The 15,072-nt window shown below is 67.5% G+C and carries 13 protein-coding genes; 5 read left to right on the top strand and 8 right to left on the bottom strand.

Features of this window, described 5'->3' with window-relative positions:
• The 3 genes from GCN74_RS27275 to GCN74_RS27265 form a co-directional block, all read right to left on the bottom strand.
• Nucleotides 1-221 (bottom strand): DUF4880 domain-containing protein (locus GCN74_RS27275; protein ID WP_152259561.1); only part of this gene is annotated, 221 nt, incomplete at its 3' end.
• Nucleotides 214-735 carry a sigma-70 family RNA polymerase sigma factor gene (locus GCN74_RS27270; RefSeq protein ID WP_152259560.1) on the bottom strand — a complete coding sequence of 174 codons (522 nt, stop codon included), beginning with the start codon at nt 733-735 and terminating at the stop codon, nt 214-216. The genes GCN74_RS27270 and GCN74_RS27275, both read right to left, overlap by 8 nt.
• 245 nt (nt 736-980) lie before the next feature.
• The gene (locus GCN74_RS27265) at nt 981-1,208 is read right to left on the bottom strand and encodes a hypothetical protein (protein ID WP_152259559.1); all 228 of its coding nucleotides are present in this window, start codon (nt 1,206-1,208) and stop codon (nt 981-983) included.
• 181 nt (nt 1,209-1,389) lie between these two features.
• Here GCN74_RS27265 and GCN74_RS27260 point away from each other — a divergent pair, with 181 nt between their 5' ends.
• Entirely contained in the window at nt 1,390-2,583 is a 1,194-nt protein-coding gene (locus GCN74_RS27260; protein WP_152259558.1) for a hypothetical protein, read from the top strand.
• Complete coding sequence (locus GCN74_RS27255) at nt 2,576-3,523, top strand: AAC(3) family N-acetyltransferase (protein ID WP_193317290.1); 948 nt, start codon at nt 2,576-2,578, stop codon at nt 3,521-3,523. The genes GCN74_RS27260 and GCN74_RS27255 overlap by 8 nt, the downstream gene beginning before the upstream one ends.
• 56 nt (nt 3,524-3,579) lie before the next feature.
• Here GCN74_RS27255 and GCN74_RS27250 read toward each other — a convergent pair whose 3' ends face one another.
• Complete coding sequence (locus GCN74_RS27250) at nt 3,580-5,847, bottom strand: OPT family oligopeptide transporter (protein ID WP_152259556.1); 2,268 nt, start codon at nt 5,845-5,847, stop codon at nt 3,580-3,582.
• Complete coding sequence (locus tag GCN74_RS27245; RefSeq protein WP_152259555.1) at nt 5,832-6,047, bottom strand: hypothetical protein; 216 nt, start codon at nt 6,045-6,047, stop codon at nt 5,832-5,834. The genes GCN74_RS27250 and GCN74_RS27245 overlap by 16 nt, the downstream gene beginning before the upstream one ends.
• Nucleotides 6,048-6,058: 11 nt before the next feature.
• Between GCN74_RS27245 and GCN74_RS27240 the strand changes: the two genes are divergently transcribed.
• Entirely contained in the window at nt 6,059-8,383 is a 2,325-nt protein-coding gene (locus GCN74_RS27240) for a penicillin-binding protein 1A (RefSeq protein ID WP_226939259.1), read from the top strand.
• Nucleotides 8,384-8,483: 100 nt separating this feature from the next.
• Here the strand turns inward: GCN74_RS27240 and GCN74_RS27235 are convergent, their stop codons facing one another.
• Nucleotides 8,484-9,137, bottom strand: a complete 654-nt coding sequence (locus GCN74_RS27235; protein WP_226939258.1) for a TetR/AcrR family transcriptional regulator — start codon at nt 9,135-9,137, stop codon at nt 8,484-8,486.
• A gap of 386 nt (nt 9,138-9,523) precedes the next feature.
• On the opposite strand from GCN74_RS27235, the gene GCN74_RS27230 reads away from it, so the two are divergent.
• Both GCN74_RS27230 and GCN74_RS27225 read left to right on the top strand, forming a co-directional pair.
• Nucleotides 9,524-10,438 carry a lipase family alpha/beta hydrolase gene (locus GCN74_RS27230; RefSeq protein ID WP_152259554.1) on the top strand — a complete coding sequence of 305 codons (915 nt, stop codon included), beginning with the start codon at nt 9,524-9,526 and terminating at the stop codon, nt 10,436-10,438.
• A 10-nt stretch (nt 10,439-10,448) separates the two neighbouring features.
• On the top strand, nt 10,449-11,360 hold the full coding sequence (locus GCN74_RS27225) for a lipase secretion chaperone (protein WP_152259553.1): 912 nt from the start codon (nt 10,449-10,451) through the stop codon (nt 11,358-11,360).
• A 3-nt stretch (nt 11,361-11,363) separates the two neighbouring features.
• On the opposite strand, the gene GCN74_RS27220 is transcribed toward GCN74_RS27225, so the two are convergent.
• Both GCN74_RS27220 and GCN74_RS27215 read right to left on the bottom strand, forming a co-directional pair.
• A complete protein-coding gene (locus tag GCN74_RS27220; protein ID WP_152259552.1) occupies nt 11,364-14,141 on the bottom strand; it encodes an ATP-binding protein in 2,778 nt (925 codons plus the stop codon).
• Between the two features lie 51 nt (nt 14,142-14,192).
• A partial coding sequence (locus tag GCN74_RS27215) for an EAL domain-containing protein (RefSeq protein ID WP_152259551.1) occupies nt 14,193-15,072 on the bottom strand: 880 nt, incomplete at its 5' end.

Here is a 15,072-nt window from a genome sequence, read left to right as displayed (position 1 = left end):
GGAATGCCGGCCAGCTGGCCGCTGACCGCCTCGATGCACTGCCAGGCCCGTTCATGTTCCCCGTCCTCGGCGCGCCAGCGCTGCCACGCAAGGAGCTGTGCGGCGGTGGCGTCGCCGCCCTGCAGCGCCAGCCACCACTGCACGGCGCGCCGCGCCACGGCGGGCGCCACGCTTCCGGCGACACCCGTTCCGTCCAGGGCGAGGCTCGCCTCTTTATCCATCGTGCTGCTCCGGGAAAAAGCAGCACAGGGCCGCCCTGGCCAGATGGCGCTTGACGGTGGACAGGGAAATGCCCAGCTCGGCCGCGACCTCCTGCTGCCCCATGCCGTCGAGCTGCACCAGCAAAAAAGCCTGGCGCGCCTGCGCGGGCAGCGCGGCCAGGCGCCGGTCCAGCTCCACCAGCCGCTCGAGGAACATCAGGCGCACTTCAGGAGGGGGCGCCACCGCTTCCGGCATCAGGGCAAGGGCGTCGAGGTAGGCTTGCTCGATGGCGCGCCGGCGCACATGGTTGACCAGCAGGTTGCGGGCGATCGTCGTCAGGTAGGCGCGCGGCTCCTGCACGCCCTGCATGCCGTGCGGCGCGAGCACGCGCAGGAAGGTGGCCTGCGCCAGGTCGGCCGCGTCGAAGGCGTTGCCCACCTTGCGCTGCAGCCAGCCCCGCAGCCAGCCGTGGTGCTGGCGATACAGGATGGCGATGTCATCGAAGTCATGCAGGGAGACGTGGTCGGCGGACATGGAGCGGCGGGTCTGGCGGAGAGCGCAAACTTAATGAGAATTATTCTCAATTATAGGCAGAAGTGCGCACCTCGGCAAGATCGGTGCCCGCTGCGGCAGCTCGATCGGGCCGGAAGTCGGCCTGCAGCAAAGCATCAACATACAGGTCGGCAAACAAGTTTGCAGGTGTGCGCGGTTTTCCCCCGCCAGCGCGGCGAACGCGTCGGCGTGTTCTGCCGGCGCTGGAACAATCGAAATAGACAGGCCTAGGCCGCGATCGAATGCGACACCGTCAGCCACTCGCCCGGCTGCAGATTCGCTGCCGCCTCGCGGGTGGCCAGCACGCTGTCGGGGTCCAGGTCGGAGCGTTTCAGCTTGTAGGAATAGGCGAAATCGTCGGCATCGAATGCCTGCCCCGCCTTGACGTAGTACTTGAAGCCGACAAAGGAGTCGGGATTGGTGACGACGGTGTATTCAAGCGTGATGCTGTTCATGGCGGGCCTCGTCGGCGACGGTGAAGCGTTCATTATGCGTCAATTCCGGCACCCGCGATGCGTGGATGGCGATGCTGCGGCGCCCTGCCAACCCCGGACGCGTTTCGCTTGCGGCAAGTCAATAGCCTTGCCGGCGGCCGGCGCTACAGTAACCAGAGCCAACCATCACGCCACCGCTGCCATGCGCACCTTGCTCTCGACGATACGGAACACCCTGGCGCCGCGCGCGGGCCTGCCGCCGGCCGCGCGCCTGGAGCGGCAGTCGGACCGGCGCGGCCTGCCCGCCCTCGACCCCGGGCCGCAAGCCGTCGTCAAGGCCTGCACGGCCTGGCTGTGTGCGGCGCAAGACCATTCCACCTCGGCCGACGGCGGCGTGGCGCGCGACTACAGCCTGCTGACCGGCTGGTCCAGCTCCTATCCGGAGACCACCGGCTACATCATCCCCACCGTCATCGCCCTGGCGCAGCGCACGCACGACGCCGCGCTGCACGGGCGCGCGCGCCGCATGCTCGACTGGTGCGTGGCCATCCAGTTCCCGGAAGGCGGTTACCAGGGCGGCAAGATCGATTCCACGCCGCGCGTGCCCGTCACCTTCAACACGGGCCAGATCCTGCTGGGCCTGGCCGCGGGCGTGGCCGCGTACGGCCAGGCCTACGCAGACGCCATGCACCGCGCGGCAAGCTGGCTGCGCGACAGCCAGGATGCGGACGGCTGCTGGCGCCGGCATCCGACGCCGTTCGCCGGCCCCGGCGACAAGGCCTACGAAACGCATGTGGCGTGGGGCCTGTTCGAAGCGGACCGCGCCGCGCCGGGCCACGGCTATGGCGCGGCGGGCCTGCGCCAGGTCGACTGGGCGCTGACCCGGCAGCGCCCCAACGGCTGGTTCGATTCGAACTGCCTGGACAACCCGCAGCTGCCCCTGACCCACACCATCGGCTACGCCTTGCGCGGCCTGCTCGAAGCGCACCGCTTTGCGGCGCGCGCCGACCTGCTCGACGCCGCCGTGCGCACCGGCACAGGCATCGCCAGCGCCGTGGCGGCCGATGGCTACCTGGCCGGCCGCCTCGGTCCGGACTTCCAGCCGGGAGCGAATTACGCCTGCCTCACGGGTTCCGCGCAAAACGCGCATTGCCTGTTCCTGCTGTACCGGCTCACGGGCGAGCGGCGCTACCTCGATGCGGGGCGCCGCCTGAACCGCTACGTGCGGCGCGCGGTCAGCATCGACGGTCCCGCGCACGCGCGCGGCGGCGTCAAGGGCTCGTTTCCCGTCGATGGCGACTACGGCGCCTGGACTTACCTGAACTGGGCCGCCAAGTTCTGCATCGATGCGAACCTGCTGGAACTGGAACTGGAACTGGAAGCGGGCGATGCTTGACGGGGCCAGGCGCGCCGCCGCGGCCGCGCTGGAAGCGTGGCGCCGCGCCGCCAGCGCCCGGCGCGTGCGCCACAGCGCGCACCATGTGACGCGCGCCGGCTTGGCGGCAGGCCTGGCGCGGCTGGGCATTGCGCCAGGCGACACGCTGTTCATCCATTCTTCGCTGAAAAGCCTGGGCTACGTGGAAGGCGGCGCGCCAGCCGTGATAGCCGCCCTGCAGGACGCCGTCGGCCCGCGCGGCACCCTGCTGCTGCCCACCTACTATCTGCCCGGCGGCACCTTGCGCGCCGCCTGCGCCCTGCCGGGCTATGTATTCGACCCGCGCCGCCACGGCACGCACATGGGGCGCCTGCCGGAGGCCTTCCTCGCCGGCGCGGGCGTCCGGCGCAGCATCCATCCCACGCATTCCGTGTCCGCGTGGGGCCGCCATGCCGCCGGTCTGACCGAGGCGCATCACCGCGCGCCCTCGATCTTCGGCATGGGCTCGCCCTGGCAGCGCTTCATCGGCTGCGACCAGGCGAAGGTGCTGGGCCTGGGCATCTCCATGGGACCCGTGACCTTCTATCACGCGCTGGAAGACGCCATGGGCGACGCCTTTCCCGTGCCCGTGTGGGAAGGCGATGCCAAGCTGCTGGCCTGCCTGGACCACGACGGCCGGCGCTGGGACGTGCCCGTGCGCCCTTTCGATCCCGAGGTCGCGCAGCGCCGCATCGACCATCCGGGCCGCGGCGACCTGCGCGACTACTTTCACCGGGAATTCGACGCCGCAGGCCTGCGCATCAACGGGCAAGTGGGCGATGCGGAGTCGTGGAGCATTCCCGCGCAGGCGTTTTTCGCGCACCTGCGCCAGCTGGCCAGCGAAAACGTGACCATCTACGCCACTGCGGCGCAGCTGGCGGCGCGGCCCGTACCACAGCCATCGCCTCACGCGCGCGCATGAAAAAACCGCCCGGATCGCTACGACACCGGGCGGTTTTCATGGGCTTGGCTACGACATCACGCCTGCGGGCTGTCCGCTTTTTTCTCGCGTGCGACGATATACAGCAGCACGATGATGGCTGCATACGGCAGCAGGGACAGCGCGTCCGAATGCAGGCCCGCGTAGAACGGGTTGCCATGCTCGGCCCAGTCGGCCATCATCTGGTCGAAGTGCGTGAGCACGCCGGCCGTGATGGCGATGATGATGCCGGCCAGCGCGCCGCCGGCGATGTAGCCGGACGCGAGCAGCACGCCCGAGCTGCGGTCGCCCGCCAGCTGGCGCTCTTCCTCATTCAGTTTCGCGTTGTGTTCCAGCTTGTTGTTGCGGCGGTCCGCCAGCCAGCGCACCAGGCCGCCGACGAAGATCGGCAAGGTGGACGACAGGGGCAGGTACACGCCCACGGAAAACGCCAGCGACGGAATGCCGGCCATTTCCAGCACCACGGCGATCATCACGCCGAACAGCACCAGGGTCCACGGCAGCTGCTGGTCGAGGATGCCCTTGATGATGTAGGACATCAGCACGGCCTTCGGCGCATCGTATTTCTTGACTTCCGAACCGTCGGGACGCTTGCTGTATTGGCCATTGATGCCCGGATCGACCAAATAGGCCAGCTGGCCATCGTCCTTGACAAAATACTTGCCGGCCGGGCCGCCCACGGTATCGGTCTTTTGCCAGACTTTATACGTGTTGTGGTCCGTCTCCGCTTGCGGGCCATGCAGCTCGCCCGTCAACGTCAGCTTCGACGCATCGACCGTCAGGCCGGGCGCCACTTGCGCGGCCGGCACGTAGACGGTGCTCGCCTCGTTCAGTTTCAGCAGAATCGGGCCCAGGATCAGCGCGGACGACAAGGCGCCCGCCAGGATCGCGTACTGCTGCAGGCGCGGCGTGGCGCCCACCAGGTAGCCCGTCTTCAAGTCTTGCGAGGTGGTGCCCGCATTGCTGGCGGCGATGCACACGATGGCGCCCACCGACAAGGCAGTTACATAATAACGCCCGCCCGTCCAGCCCATGATCAGGAAGATCAGGCAGGTAAACAGCAAGGTGGCCACGGCCATGCCGGAGATCGGATTCGACGAGGAACCGATTTCGCCCGTCAGGCGCGACGACACGGTGGCGAACAGGAAGCCGAAGACGAGGATCAGCAGCGCGCCGAGGAAATTCATGTGCAGCGGCGTGGCAAAGGTGATCACGGCGATGATGGACAGGCAGCCGATGACGACCCATTTCAGGGGGATGTCCTGGTCCGTGCGCAGGGTGGAGTCGGTCTTGACGCCCTTGCCGATGCCCTTCAGGCCGGCCGACAGGCTGCGCCAGATCATGGGCATGGCGCGCACCAGGGAAATCAGGCCGCCGGCGGCCACGGCGCCCGCGCCGATGTACAGCACGTAGGCGCTGCGCACGTCGTCGGCGCCCATCTCGCTGATCAATTTGGTGCCCGGCGAGAGCACGGTGGTCAGGCTGTCGCCGAAGAACTTGATCATCGGGATCAGGAGCAGGTACGACAGCACGCCGCCGGCCGCCATGGTGGCGGCGATGCGCGGGCCGATGATGTAGCCCACGCCCAGCAATTCAGGCGAAATCTCGGCGCCGATGGAGCCGCCCTTGAGCGGGGCGGCAAATTCCACGCCCGGCGTGTCCTTCCAGCCCTTGAACGAGATATTGAAGACTTTATACAGCAAGCCGACGGCAAAGCCGCCGAAGATGATCTTCGCGCGGCGCTTGGCGTCCAGCGCGGCAGCCGAATCCTTCTCGATGCTTTCGCCGGCGGCGATGCGCGATTCTTCCGTGGCGGCCGCCTTCAGCACTTCGGCGCATGCCGTGCCTTCGGGGAATTTGAGTTCCTTGTGCTGGTCGACGATCATGGTGCGGCGCATGGGGATCATCATCAGGATGCCCAGCAGGCCGCCGAGGATACCGACCAGCATGACTCTCGAGATTTCCAGGTCGAAGCCCAGGATCAGGATGGCGGGCATGGTCACGCCCAGGCCGAAGGCCAGCGATTCGCCGGCCGAACCGGCCGTTTGCGTGATGCTGTTTTCCAGGATCGACGAATCCTTGCCGCCTACCTTCTTGGCCAGGCCGAACAGGGTGATGGCGATCACGGCGACGGGAATCGAGGCGCTGACGGTCAGGCCCACCTTCAGCACCAGGTAGAGCGAGGAGGCGCCGAAGACCATCCCCAGGATGACGCCCATGAACAGGGCGCGGAAGGTCATTTCGGGCAATTTCGCGTCGGCCGGGATATACGGCTTCATGGCGCTCGGTGTTACATCTTTTGCCATACAAAGTTCCTTAGTCTTGTAAAATAAACAGCCCGGATCGACGCCCGGGCTATTTTCTTGAAGCCGTGACTATCGCACAGCCGCGTTTCGATGAAAAGGTTTTTTGCTCCCCCTTCCGGCACCGGCCCCTGCGCCGCGCCAACGCCGGAGCGCCCGCCGCATTGGTCTATAATCGCTGCCACCGTGCCTTGCACGCTCACGTGAGACTGCCTTGACTGCCAAACGATCCGGATTTCCCTGGCCTTCCCGCCGCGCCACCGTGCGCGGCTTCATCATCGCCGGCTGCGCCGCGCTGGCCGCCGCCCTGCTGCTGGCCGCCTACCTGTTCCTGTACGTGCGCCCCCGCCTGCCCGAGCTGGACGTGATCACGGACTACCAGCCGAAGATCCCGCTGCGCGTGTACACGGCCGACAATGTGCTGATCGGCGAATTCGGCGAAGAGCACCGCGACTTCGTGCCGATTGCGCAAGTGCCGGAAATGATGAAAAAAGCCCTGCTGGCCATCGAGGATGGCCGCTTCTACGAACACCACGGTATCGACTTCGTGCGCGCCGGCGGCGCCGTGCTGTCGAACCTGCGCCACGGCTTCGGCCACGGCGGCGGCTCGACCATCACCATGCAGGTGGCGCGCAACTTCTTCCTGACGCGCGAAAAAGTCGCTTCGCGCAAGCTCAATGAAATCATGCTGGCCCTGAAGATCGAGTCGGCCCTGTCAAAAGACCAGATTCTCGAGCTGTACATGAACCAGATGTACCTGGGCCAGCGCTCGTTCGGCTTCGGCAGCGCGGCGCAGACGTATTTCGGCAAGCCCCTGTCCGAACTGTCGATCGCGGAGATGGCCATGCTGGCAGGCCTGCCGCAGAACCCCTCGCGCCACAACCCGATCAGCAATCCGAAAAAAGCGCACGCGCGCCAGCAGCTGGTCTTGAAACGCATGCGCGAACTCGATTACATCAGCGAAGGCCAGTACCAGCAGGCGCTGGCGCAGCCGCTGCATGTCAACAGCCGCGGCAAGCAGGGTTTCGACACGCATGCCGAATACGTGGCCGAACTGGCGCGCCAGGCCGTCTACGCGCAGTTCAAGGAAGACAGCTACACCCGGGGCATCAGCGTCTACACGACGATCCTGAAGGCGGACCAGGACGCGGCCTACGCCTCGACGCGCCGCAACGTCATCGCCTATGACCAGCGCCACGGCTACCGCGGCCCGGAAACCTTCATCGACATGCCGCCCGATCCCGAACAGCGCGACGAAGCCATCGATGCTGCGCTGCAAAAACGCCCGGACAGCGACGGCCTGATCGCCGCCGTCGTCACGGAGGTGGCCAGCGGCAAGGTGGTGGCCGACACGGGCGATGGCGACGCCAAGGCCATCACGGGCGAAGGCCTGCGCTTTGCCGCCCCGGCCCTGTCCGCCAAGGCGGGCGCCGGCATCAAACTGCGCCCGGGCGCCGTGATCCGCATCACCCAGGACGCCAAGGGCAACTGGGCCATCACGCAGGTGCCGCTGGTGGCGGCCGCCTTCGTCTCGCTGGACGCGGAAACGGGCGCCTACCACGCCATGGTGGGCGGCTTCGACTACAACCTGCAAAAATTCAACCACGTCACGCAAGCGTGGCGCCAGCCCGGTTCGGCCATGAAGCCCTTCGTGTATTCGGCGGCGCTGGAAAAAGGCTTTTCGCCGGCCACCCTGATCAACGACGTGCCCCTGGAAATGCAGGCGGGCGGCAAGGTGTGGGCGCCGCAGAACGACGACTTCAAGTTCGACGGCCCCATCACCATGCGCTATGCGCTGGCGCAGTCGAAGAACGTGGCCTCCGTGCGCATCCTGCGCGCGCTGGGCATCTCGTACACGCACGACTTCCTGGAAAAATTCGGTTTCGACCCGGCGCGCCAGCCGAGCAACCTGACCATGGCGCTGGGCACGGGTTCCGTCACGCCCGTGCAGATGGCGGGCGCCTACGCCCTGTTCGCCAATGGCGGCCACCAGGTGGAGCCCTATCTGATCGACCGCATCGTCGACGCCAGGGGCGCTGTGCTGATGCAAACAAAACCGCCCGCCCCGAACGACGACAAGACCCTGGCGCTGGACCCGCGCAACGCCTTCGTGATGGACAGCATGCTGCGCGAAGTGGCCCGCACGGGCACGGGCGCGGCGGCGACGAAAAAGCTGGGGCGCAGCGACATCGCCGGCAAGACGGGTACCACCAGCGACGCCGTCGACGGCTGGTTCGCCGGCTACGGCGGCGGCATCGTGGCCGTGGCGTGGATGGGCTATGACGATCCCAAATCGCTGGGCGGGCGCGAATTCGGCGCCACCCTGGCCATGCCGATCTGGATCGACTACATGCGCACGGCCCTGTCGACGCGCCCGCAGGTGACGCGCGCCGTGCCGGCGGGCCTGAGCCAGGTCGACGGCGAATGGCTGTACGATGAATTCATCGACATGAACGGCGTGAAAACCCTGGACATGGATGCGGAGACGCCGACGGATCCGGCGGCCGTGCCGGAGACGCTGCCGGTGGAGACGAACTAGCTTGAAAAATCAGGCCCCAACCGAAGGGCCGGGGTCGGACCCTGAGGGACTCGGCGTCCCCGTCCGACCCCAGATCTTGCTCTGGGGTTGAGAGCTAAAACTAAACGCCGCCCATGCTCAAATACCTGCGCACCGTACTGACCACGCTATCGGCAAAATCGTCGACGTTGACCTTCGCGGCGCGGTACTTCCAGCGCTTCACATACCAGTCCTGGAACAGGGCCAGGCAATGCGCAGCCAGCAGGGTGGGATCGCCATGCGGCTTCGGCTCGATTTCCCCGATGGTCGTGGCGATCAGGGTCTGGACGAACAGTTCGGAGTTTTTCGCCATGCTGCGCTGCTCCACCTGCAGCACGCGCGAATCCATGAAGACGAAATAAAACCACGGCTGCAGCACTTCGGACAGGTAGATCGAGGAGCGTATCATCGCCTCCAGGCGGTCCAGCGGCGACTTCACGTCGGCAAACAGCAGCGGCATGGCTTGCGTGGAATGGCGCACCACGTCCTCGATGATTTCGGCCAATTGATCCTTGCTGGTGATGTAGCCATACAGCCCCCCCATCGACAGCCCTGTTTCGCGGCACAGGTCGCGCAAGCTCATGGCGCGGAAACCCACGTCATTGGCCAGGCGGAAGGTGGCGACGAAGATGCGTTCGAGATTTTCCAGTGCCGGCTTGCGGCGCTTGACGCCGATACGTCCCGCGTGGCGGTCAAGAATATATTCCCAGATGTTTTCGCCATTTAAAGGCGTCATCTGCTGAAACTGTTCAAAATTGAAATGGGTCGACAAGTGCATTCCCAAGTAACGGTGTAGGAGCGACGTCATTGCCGCACCTGGGCGGCGCGGCAAGACGACGGGACGGCTGATGCGGGCGATTATAGCTCAGGAAAACAACTATTTGACTTTTCGACTATGCAATGGACGCATAAGCAACGCCGAATGACGACAGTTATTGCGCTGCATCATGCAATTCAAATGCAATTTAAATCCAGCAGTGCTACATTTAAAAAACCGAGCGCTCGCTATATTTAATGCATCGATAGAATGTGAAGGAGCACACGGGTAATCGCTACAGCATCGACATTTCCACTATTAATCGCCCTGCATTTGGCCGATCATTAATACATAACGGAGACAAAATGAAGACTCGCTTTTGGCAACTGCTATCCACCCTGCTCCTCACTCTCGCCATCCTGCCCGGCAGCGCCAGCGCCGCCGGCTACACGCAAACGAAGTACCCGATCGTGCTCGTGCACGGCCTGTTCGGCTTCGACAAGCTCGGTCCCGTCGAATATTTCTACGGCGTCCCCGACGCCCTGCGCAGCGGCGGCGCGCAAGTCTACGTGACCACCGTCTCGGCCGCCAACAGCACGGAAGTGCGCGGCGAGCAGCTGCTGTCGCAGGTGCGGCAAATCCTCGCCGCCACGGGCGCGGCCAAGGTCAATTTGATCGGCCACAGCCACGGCGGCCCCACGGCCCGCTATGTCGCTTCCGTGCGGCCCGACCTGGTGGCGTCCGTCACCAGCGTGGCCGGCGTCAACAAGGGTTCCAAGGTGGCCGACATCCTCAGCGGCGCCATCCCCAACACCAGCGGCGCGCTGGGCAATGCGCTCGCTTCCCTGATCGGCATTTTGTCGGGCAACAAGGGCCTGCCGCAAAACGCGGGCGCCTCGCTGGCCTCGCTGTCCACGGCCGGCTCGCTGGCATTCAACAGCCGCCACCCGCAAGGCATCCCGGCCTCGGCCTGCGGCGAAGGCGCCTACCAGGTGCAAGGCGTGTACTATTTCTCGTGGAGCGGCGCGCAGCCGTACACGAATGTGCTCGACGTGGGCGACCCGGCCCTGGCGGCCATCAGCCTGGCCTTCGGCGGCGTCAAGAACGATGGCCTGGTGAGCAGCTGCTCCAGCCACCTGGGCAAGGTGATCCGCGACGACTACGCCATGAACCACCTCGATGAAGTCAACCAGTTCGTCGGCATCGTCAACCTGTTCGAAACCAACCCCGTCACCGTCTTCCGCCAGCAAGCGAACCGCCTGCAAGGCCTGGGACTGTAAGGAGAAGCGCATGCACGCGAAATGGATCGCCGGCGGCAGCCTGGCAGCCCTGGCCCTGTATCTGGCACTGCGGCCGGGGGAGCCGCCGGCTCCGCCGCCGGACAAGGCGGAACCGGACCTGTTCGCGTTCGTGCGCTCGATGGAAGGCACGCGGCCGGACGGCAACGTGACGGTGGCCGCCGGCGACCAGCTGGTGGTCGACGCGGAGCTGGGCCACCTGTTCGACTACTACCTGGCGGGCCTGGGCGAAAAGCCGCTGGCCGCCATCCGCAGCCAGATCGAGGCGGAACTGGACAAGCGCCTGGCGCCCGCCCCCGCCCGCGAGGCGAAGCGCCTGCTGGGCGCCTACCTCGCCTACAAGCAGGCGCTGGCCGGCGCGGAGCAAGCCTTGCCCGCGCAGGCCGATCCCGCCCTGGCCGCGCGCGCGCGCCTGCAAGCCATGCGCGCGCTGCGCGGCAATTACTTTACGGCGCAGGAAAGCGCGGGCCTGTTCGGCGCCAGCGACGCGTATGACGACGATGCCGTGGCGCGCATGGCCATCCTGGGCAACGCCACGCTCGACGAAGCGCAGCGCCAGGCGCAGCTGGCCGTACTGGACCAGCAGCTGTCGCCCGCCCAGCGCGCCGCGCGCGCTGCACCGCTGCAGGTGGCGCAGCTGGATGCTTCCGTGAGGACGCTGCGGGCGCAGGGCGCGGACGAGAATGAAGTCTACCGCCTGCGCGCCAGCACGTTCACGCCGGCGGCCGCGGCCCGTCTGGCGGAGCTGGACCGCGAAGAATCGCAGTGGCAGCAGCGCATCATCGCCTACCAGGCGAAAAAGGCCAGCCTGCCCGGCGGCGCGCAGGATACGGCGGCCGTGCAGCAGCTGCGCGACGCCAATTTCACGCCCGACGAACAGCGCCGGCTGGGCGCCTACGAATAGGCTTCAGGCCAGCTGCGCCAGCAAAGCTGCCGCCGCCATCACATCCGTCGTGTCGCGCCCCTGCCGGTAGCCCGCATGCACCGGCGCCAGCAAGGCATGCGCGGCGCCGCCGCTGCCCTGCGCCTGCATCACGGCCGCCAGGCTGGTGGCGCAGCGCAGCTCCCAGCCCGCCGCCCGCTGCTCCCTGGCCAGCTGCAGCGCTTCTTCCAGTTGCAGCCGGACCGCCTGCAGGCCCGCCGCATCGCCTTGCGCCAGCGCCCGCCAGCGGTGGTGCGCGTCGCGGCGCAGCACTTCCGGCGCGCTCCACGGCGCCAGGCCCGTGCGCGCGCGGCGCAGCGCCTGGCTGTCGGCGGCCGCGTCGTGCAGGGTGGCCATCAGATCGATCTGTATCGGCCAGCTGCGCACGGGGGGCCAGGGAAATTCCGTCATCGCGTCGCCCGCATCGAGCAGGCGCTGATAGGCGGCGCCCCAGGCGCTCCAGTACAGCAGGCCATAGCGGGCCGCATGCTCGCACAGCAGGCAAATCCAGGCATGCGCCAGCCCCCGCTGCCCGCACCACAGGGCGACGGGAATGGCATTGATGGCCAGCGCCACGCACAGCGTGACGCCATTGTGCTCGAAGCCCACCGCCACCGCCTCGCGCGCCAGTGCCAGGGCGTCGTCGGGACGGCCCTGCATCCACAGGCAGCGCGCCAGCGTGCCGCGCAGGCAAACCTGGTGATCGGCCAGCAAGGCATTGTTGAAGCCCAGCTGTCCGGCGCCCTCGGGATGCGCGAGCACCATGCGCGCCAGCGCCGCCGACTCCGCGTACCGTCCGCACAAATACTCGCCCGCCGAACGCATGCGCGCCAGCACCAGCCGCATCGCCGTGTCGTCGCGCGCCTCGCACAGGACGGCCAGCTGCGCCACGTAGGTGTCGGCGCGCTGGAAATCGGCCAGCTTCAGGCTGCAGATCCACATGCCGCAAATCGCCTCAAAGCGGCGATTGTCATCGTCCGCGCGCAGGGCCAGCGCATAGCTGCGCTGGAAGGAACGCAGCATGGTGCCCGTGATGCCCTGCGTATGCAGCAGCAGGTGCGCCAGCGAGGCGTGCAGCTGCATCTCGCTGTCGGGGTCTTCCAGCGCATGCGTGGCCATGCGCTCGAGGGCCCGTTCGACGCGCACGCGGTATTCATCCATCAGCGACAGCTGGTAGAACAGGGTTTGCGCGGCCAGGGTCAGGGCCACGCCCAGCGCCACGTCGCCCTCCTCGCCGAAGGCCCAGTCGATGGCCGCGCGCAAATCGTCGACATGGCGGCCGTAGCGCGCGCTCCAGTGGGCCGGCGGCATGCTCTCCCAGTCGGCGGCGATGCGTCCGGCCAGGCCCAGGCAATGGCGCGCATGGCGCAGCAGCACGGCGCCGGCGCCCCCGCCCGCGGACAGCTGCGCCGCGGCGTAGGCGCGCGTGGTGTCGAGCAGGCGGTAGTACACGTGCTGGCAGCAGAACTCGATGCTGACGAGGGACTTGGCCGCCAGGTCGGCCACCGTGTCGAAGACGTCGCAGCCCGCCACGGCGCTGGCCGACTCCAGGCGGAAGCGGCTCCTGAACACGCTCAGCGCCTGCAGTACCTGGCGCTCCTGCGCGTCGAGCAGGCCGTAGCTCCAGTCCAGGGTGGCGCGCAGGGTCTGGTGGCGCAAGGGCATGTTGCGCGCGCCGCGCGTGAGCAGGCGGAAGCGGTCGTCGAGCTGGCGGCGCAATTCGTGCAGGCCGAAATGGCCGATGCGTCCCGCCGCCAGTTCCAGCGCCAGCGGGATGCCATCGAGGCGCCGGCAGATGTCCACCACCACGGGCACGTCGGCGTCGGCCAGCACGAACGCATCGTCGACGGCCGCGCAGCGTTCGCAAAACAGCTGCACCGCAGCGAAATGCCGGGCCGCCGCCGCATCGGGCACGGCATCGGCCGGCGGCAATTCCAGCGCGGGCAGGCGCAGCAGCTGCTCGCTGGTGATGCGCAGCGGCTCGCGGCTGGTGGCCAGCACGTGCAGCAGCGGCGCGCCCCTGAGCAAGGCGTCGGCCAAGGTGGCGGCCGCGCCGATCACGTGTTCGCAGTTATCGAGCACGATCAGCATGTGGCGCGGGCGCAAATAGGCCAGCAGAACGGGCATGGCATCGCCGGCCGGCACCGCCACGCCCAGCGCCGTGGCCAGCGCCAGCGGCACCAGGCGCCCCTCGTCCAGCGGCGACAGGTCGACGAAGCACACGCCGTCCGCATAGCGGCGCAGCACGCGCGTGGCCAGCACGACGGCCAGGGTGGTCTTGCCGATGCCGCCCGGACCGGCAATGCACAGCAGGCGCAATTGCAGCAGCTGGTTGGCCATCGTCTGCAGCGCCTCGGCGCGGCCCAGCATGCGCGTCAGCATGACGGGCAGGTTATGCCGCGGCTCGGCGCCCGCCGCACCGGGCGCCGGCTGGCCCGTGTGCGCCAGCGGCGCCAGGAAGCCGTAGCCGCGCCCGGGAATGGTGGTGATATAGCGCTGGCCATCGCGGCCATCGCCGAGCGCCTTGCGCAGCGCCGCCAGGTGCACGCGCAAGGTCGCGTCGTCCACCACGGCATTGGGCCAGACGATGGCCACCAGTTCATGCTTGTCGACGATTTCGCCGGCGCGCTCCAGCAAGGCCAGCAGCAAGTCCATGGCCCTGCTGCCCAGGCGCAGCGCGCGGTCGCCCTCGAACAGCAGGCGCTCTGGCGGCAAAAGGCGAAACGGGCCGAATACATAGGCCGGGACGGGACTGTTTATCATTCTTGCGTGGAGGAAAAAGTGTTAAAGCACGCGGCTTGCAGTGGCGATATTTTACTGAGCATCCGCGCCACGCCGCATGGCGCCATGTTTCCGCCCCGATACAAGGCCCGCCGGCGCGCCGGCGGCCAGCAATGCGGCCACCTCGGCCGCGGGCGCCGGGCGGTGCAGGTAGAAGCCCTGCACCTGGGGACAACCCAGCCGCTGCAGCTGCGCCAGCTGCCCCCGGCTTTCCACGCCCTCGGCCAGCGCCTGCAAGCCCAGGCCCCGCGCCAGCGCAATGGTCGAGGCGACGATCACGGTGTCGCGGCCGGCGCTGCCGCCGCCCAGCGCGCGGATGAAGCTGCGGTCGATCTTGATTGTCTGAATGGGCAACATCTTGACATGGCTGAGCCCTGAATGGCCCGTGCCATAATCGTCGAGCGAAATGGCCAGGCCCAGCGCGCGCAGCCGGCACAGCACCTGCGCCGCCTGCGCCATGTCGTCGATGCCGCAGCTTTCCGTCACTTCCAGCTCGAGCAGGCCGGGCGCAACGGCGTGCCGCTGCAGGCAGCGCAGCACGAAATCGGGCAAGTGCGGTTCGCCCAGCTGGCGCGCCGAGACATTCACGGCGACGGGCACCACAGGCAAGCCCGCCGCGCGCCACTGCGCCAGCTGGCGGCAGGCGGCATCGATGCCCCAGTTGCCCAGCGCGGCGATGGCGTCAGTCTGCTCGGCCAGGCCGATGAATTCGTTCGGGTAGACCAGGCCATGGCGCGGATGGTCCCAGCGCAGCAGCGCTTCCAGGCCGACCAGGCGCAGCTGCGCCGTATCGAACTTGCCCTGGTAGTGGAAGCAGAATTCGCCGGCGCCGATGGCGCCGTCCAGGCGCGCCTGCAGCTCGCGGCTGCGCGCCGTTGGCGCCGGCTTGCCCGCCGGCCCCTCCCGCGCCCGG

It is taken from the genome of Janthinobacterium sp. FT14W (assembly GCF_009208755.1).
Taxonomy (GTDB): domain Bacteria; phylum Pseudomonadota; class Gammaproteobacteria; order Burkholderiales; family Burkholderiaceae_D; genus Janthinobacterium; species Janthinobacterium violaceinigrum.
This window is presented reverse-complemented; position numbering and strand designations above follow the sequence as displayed.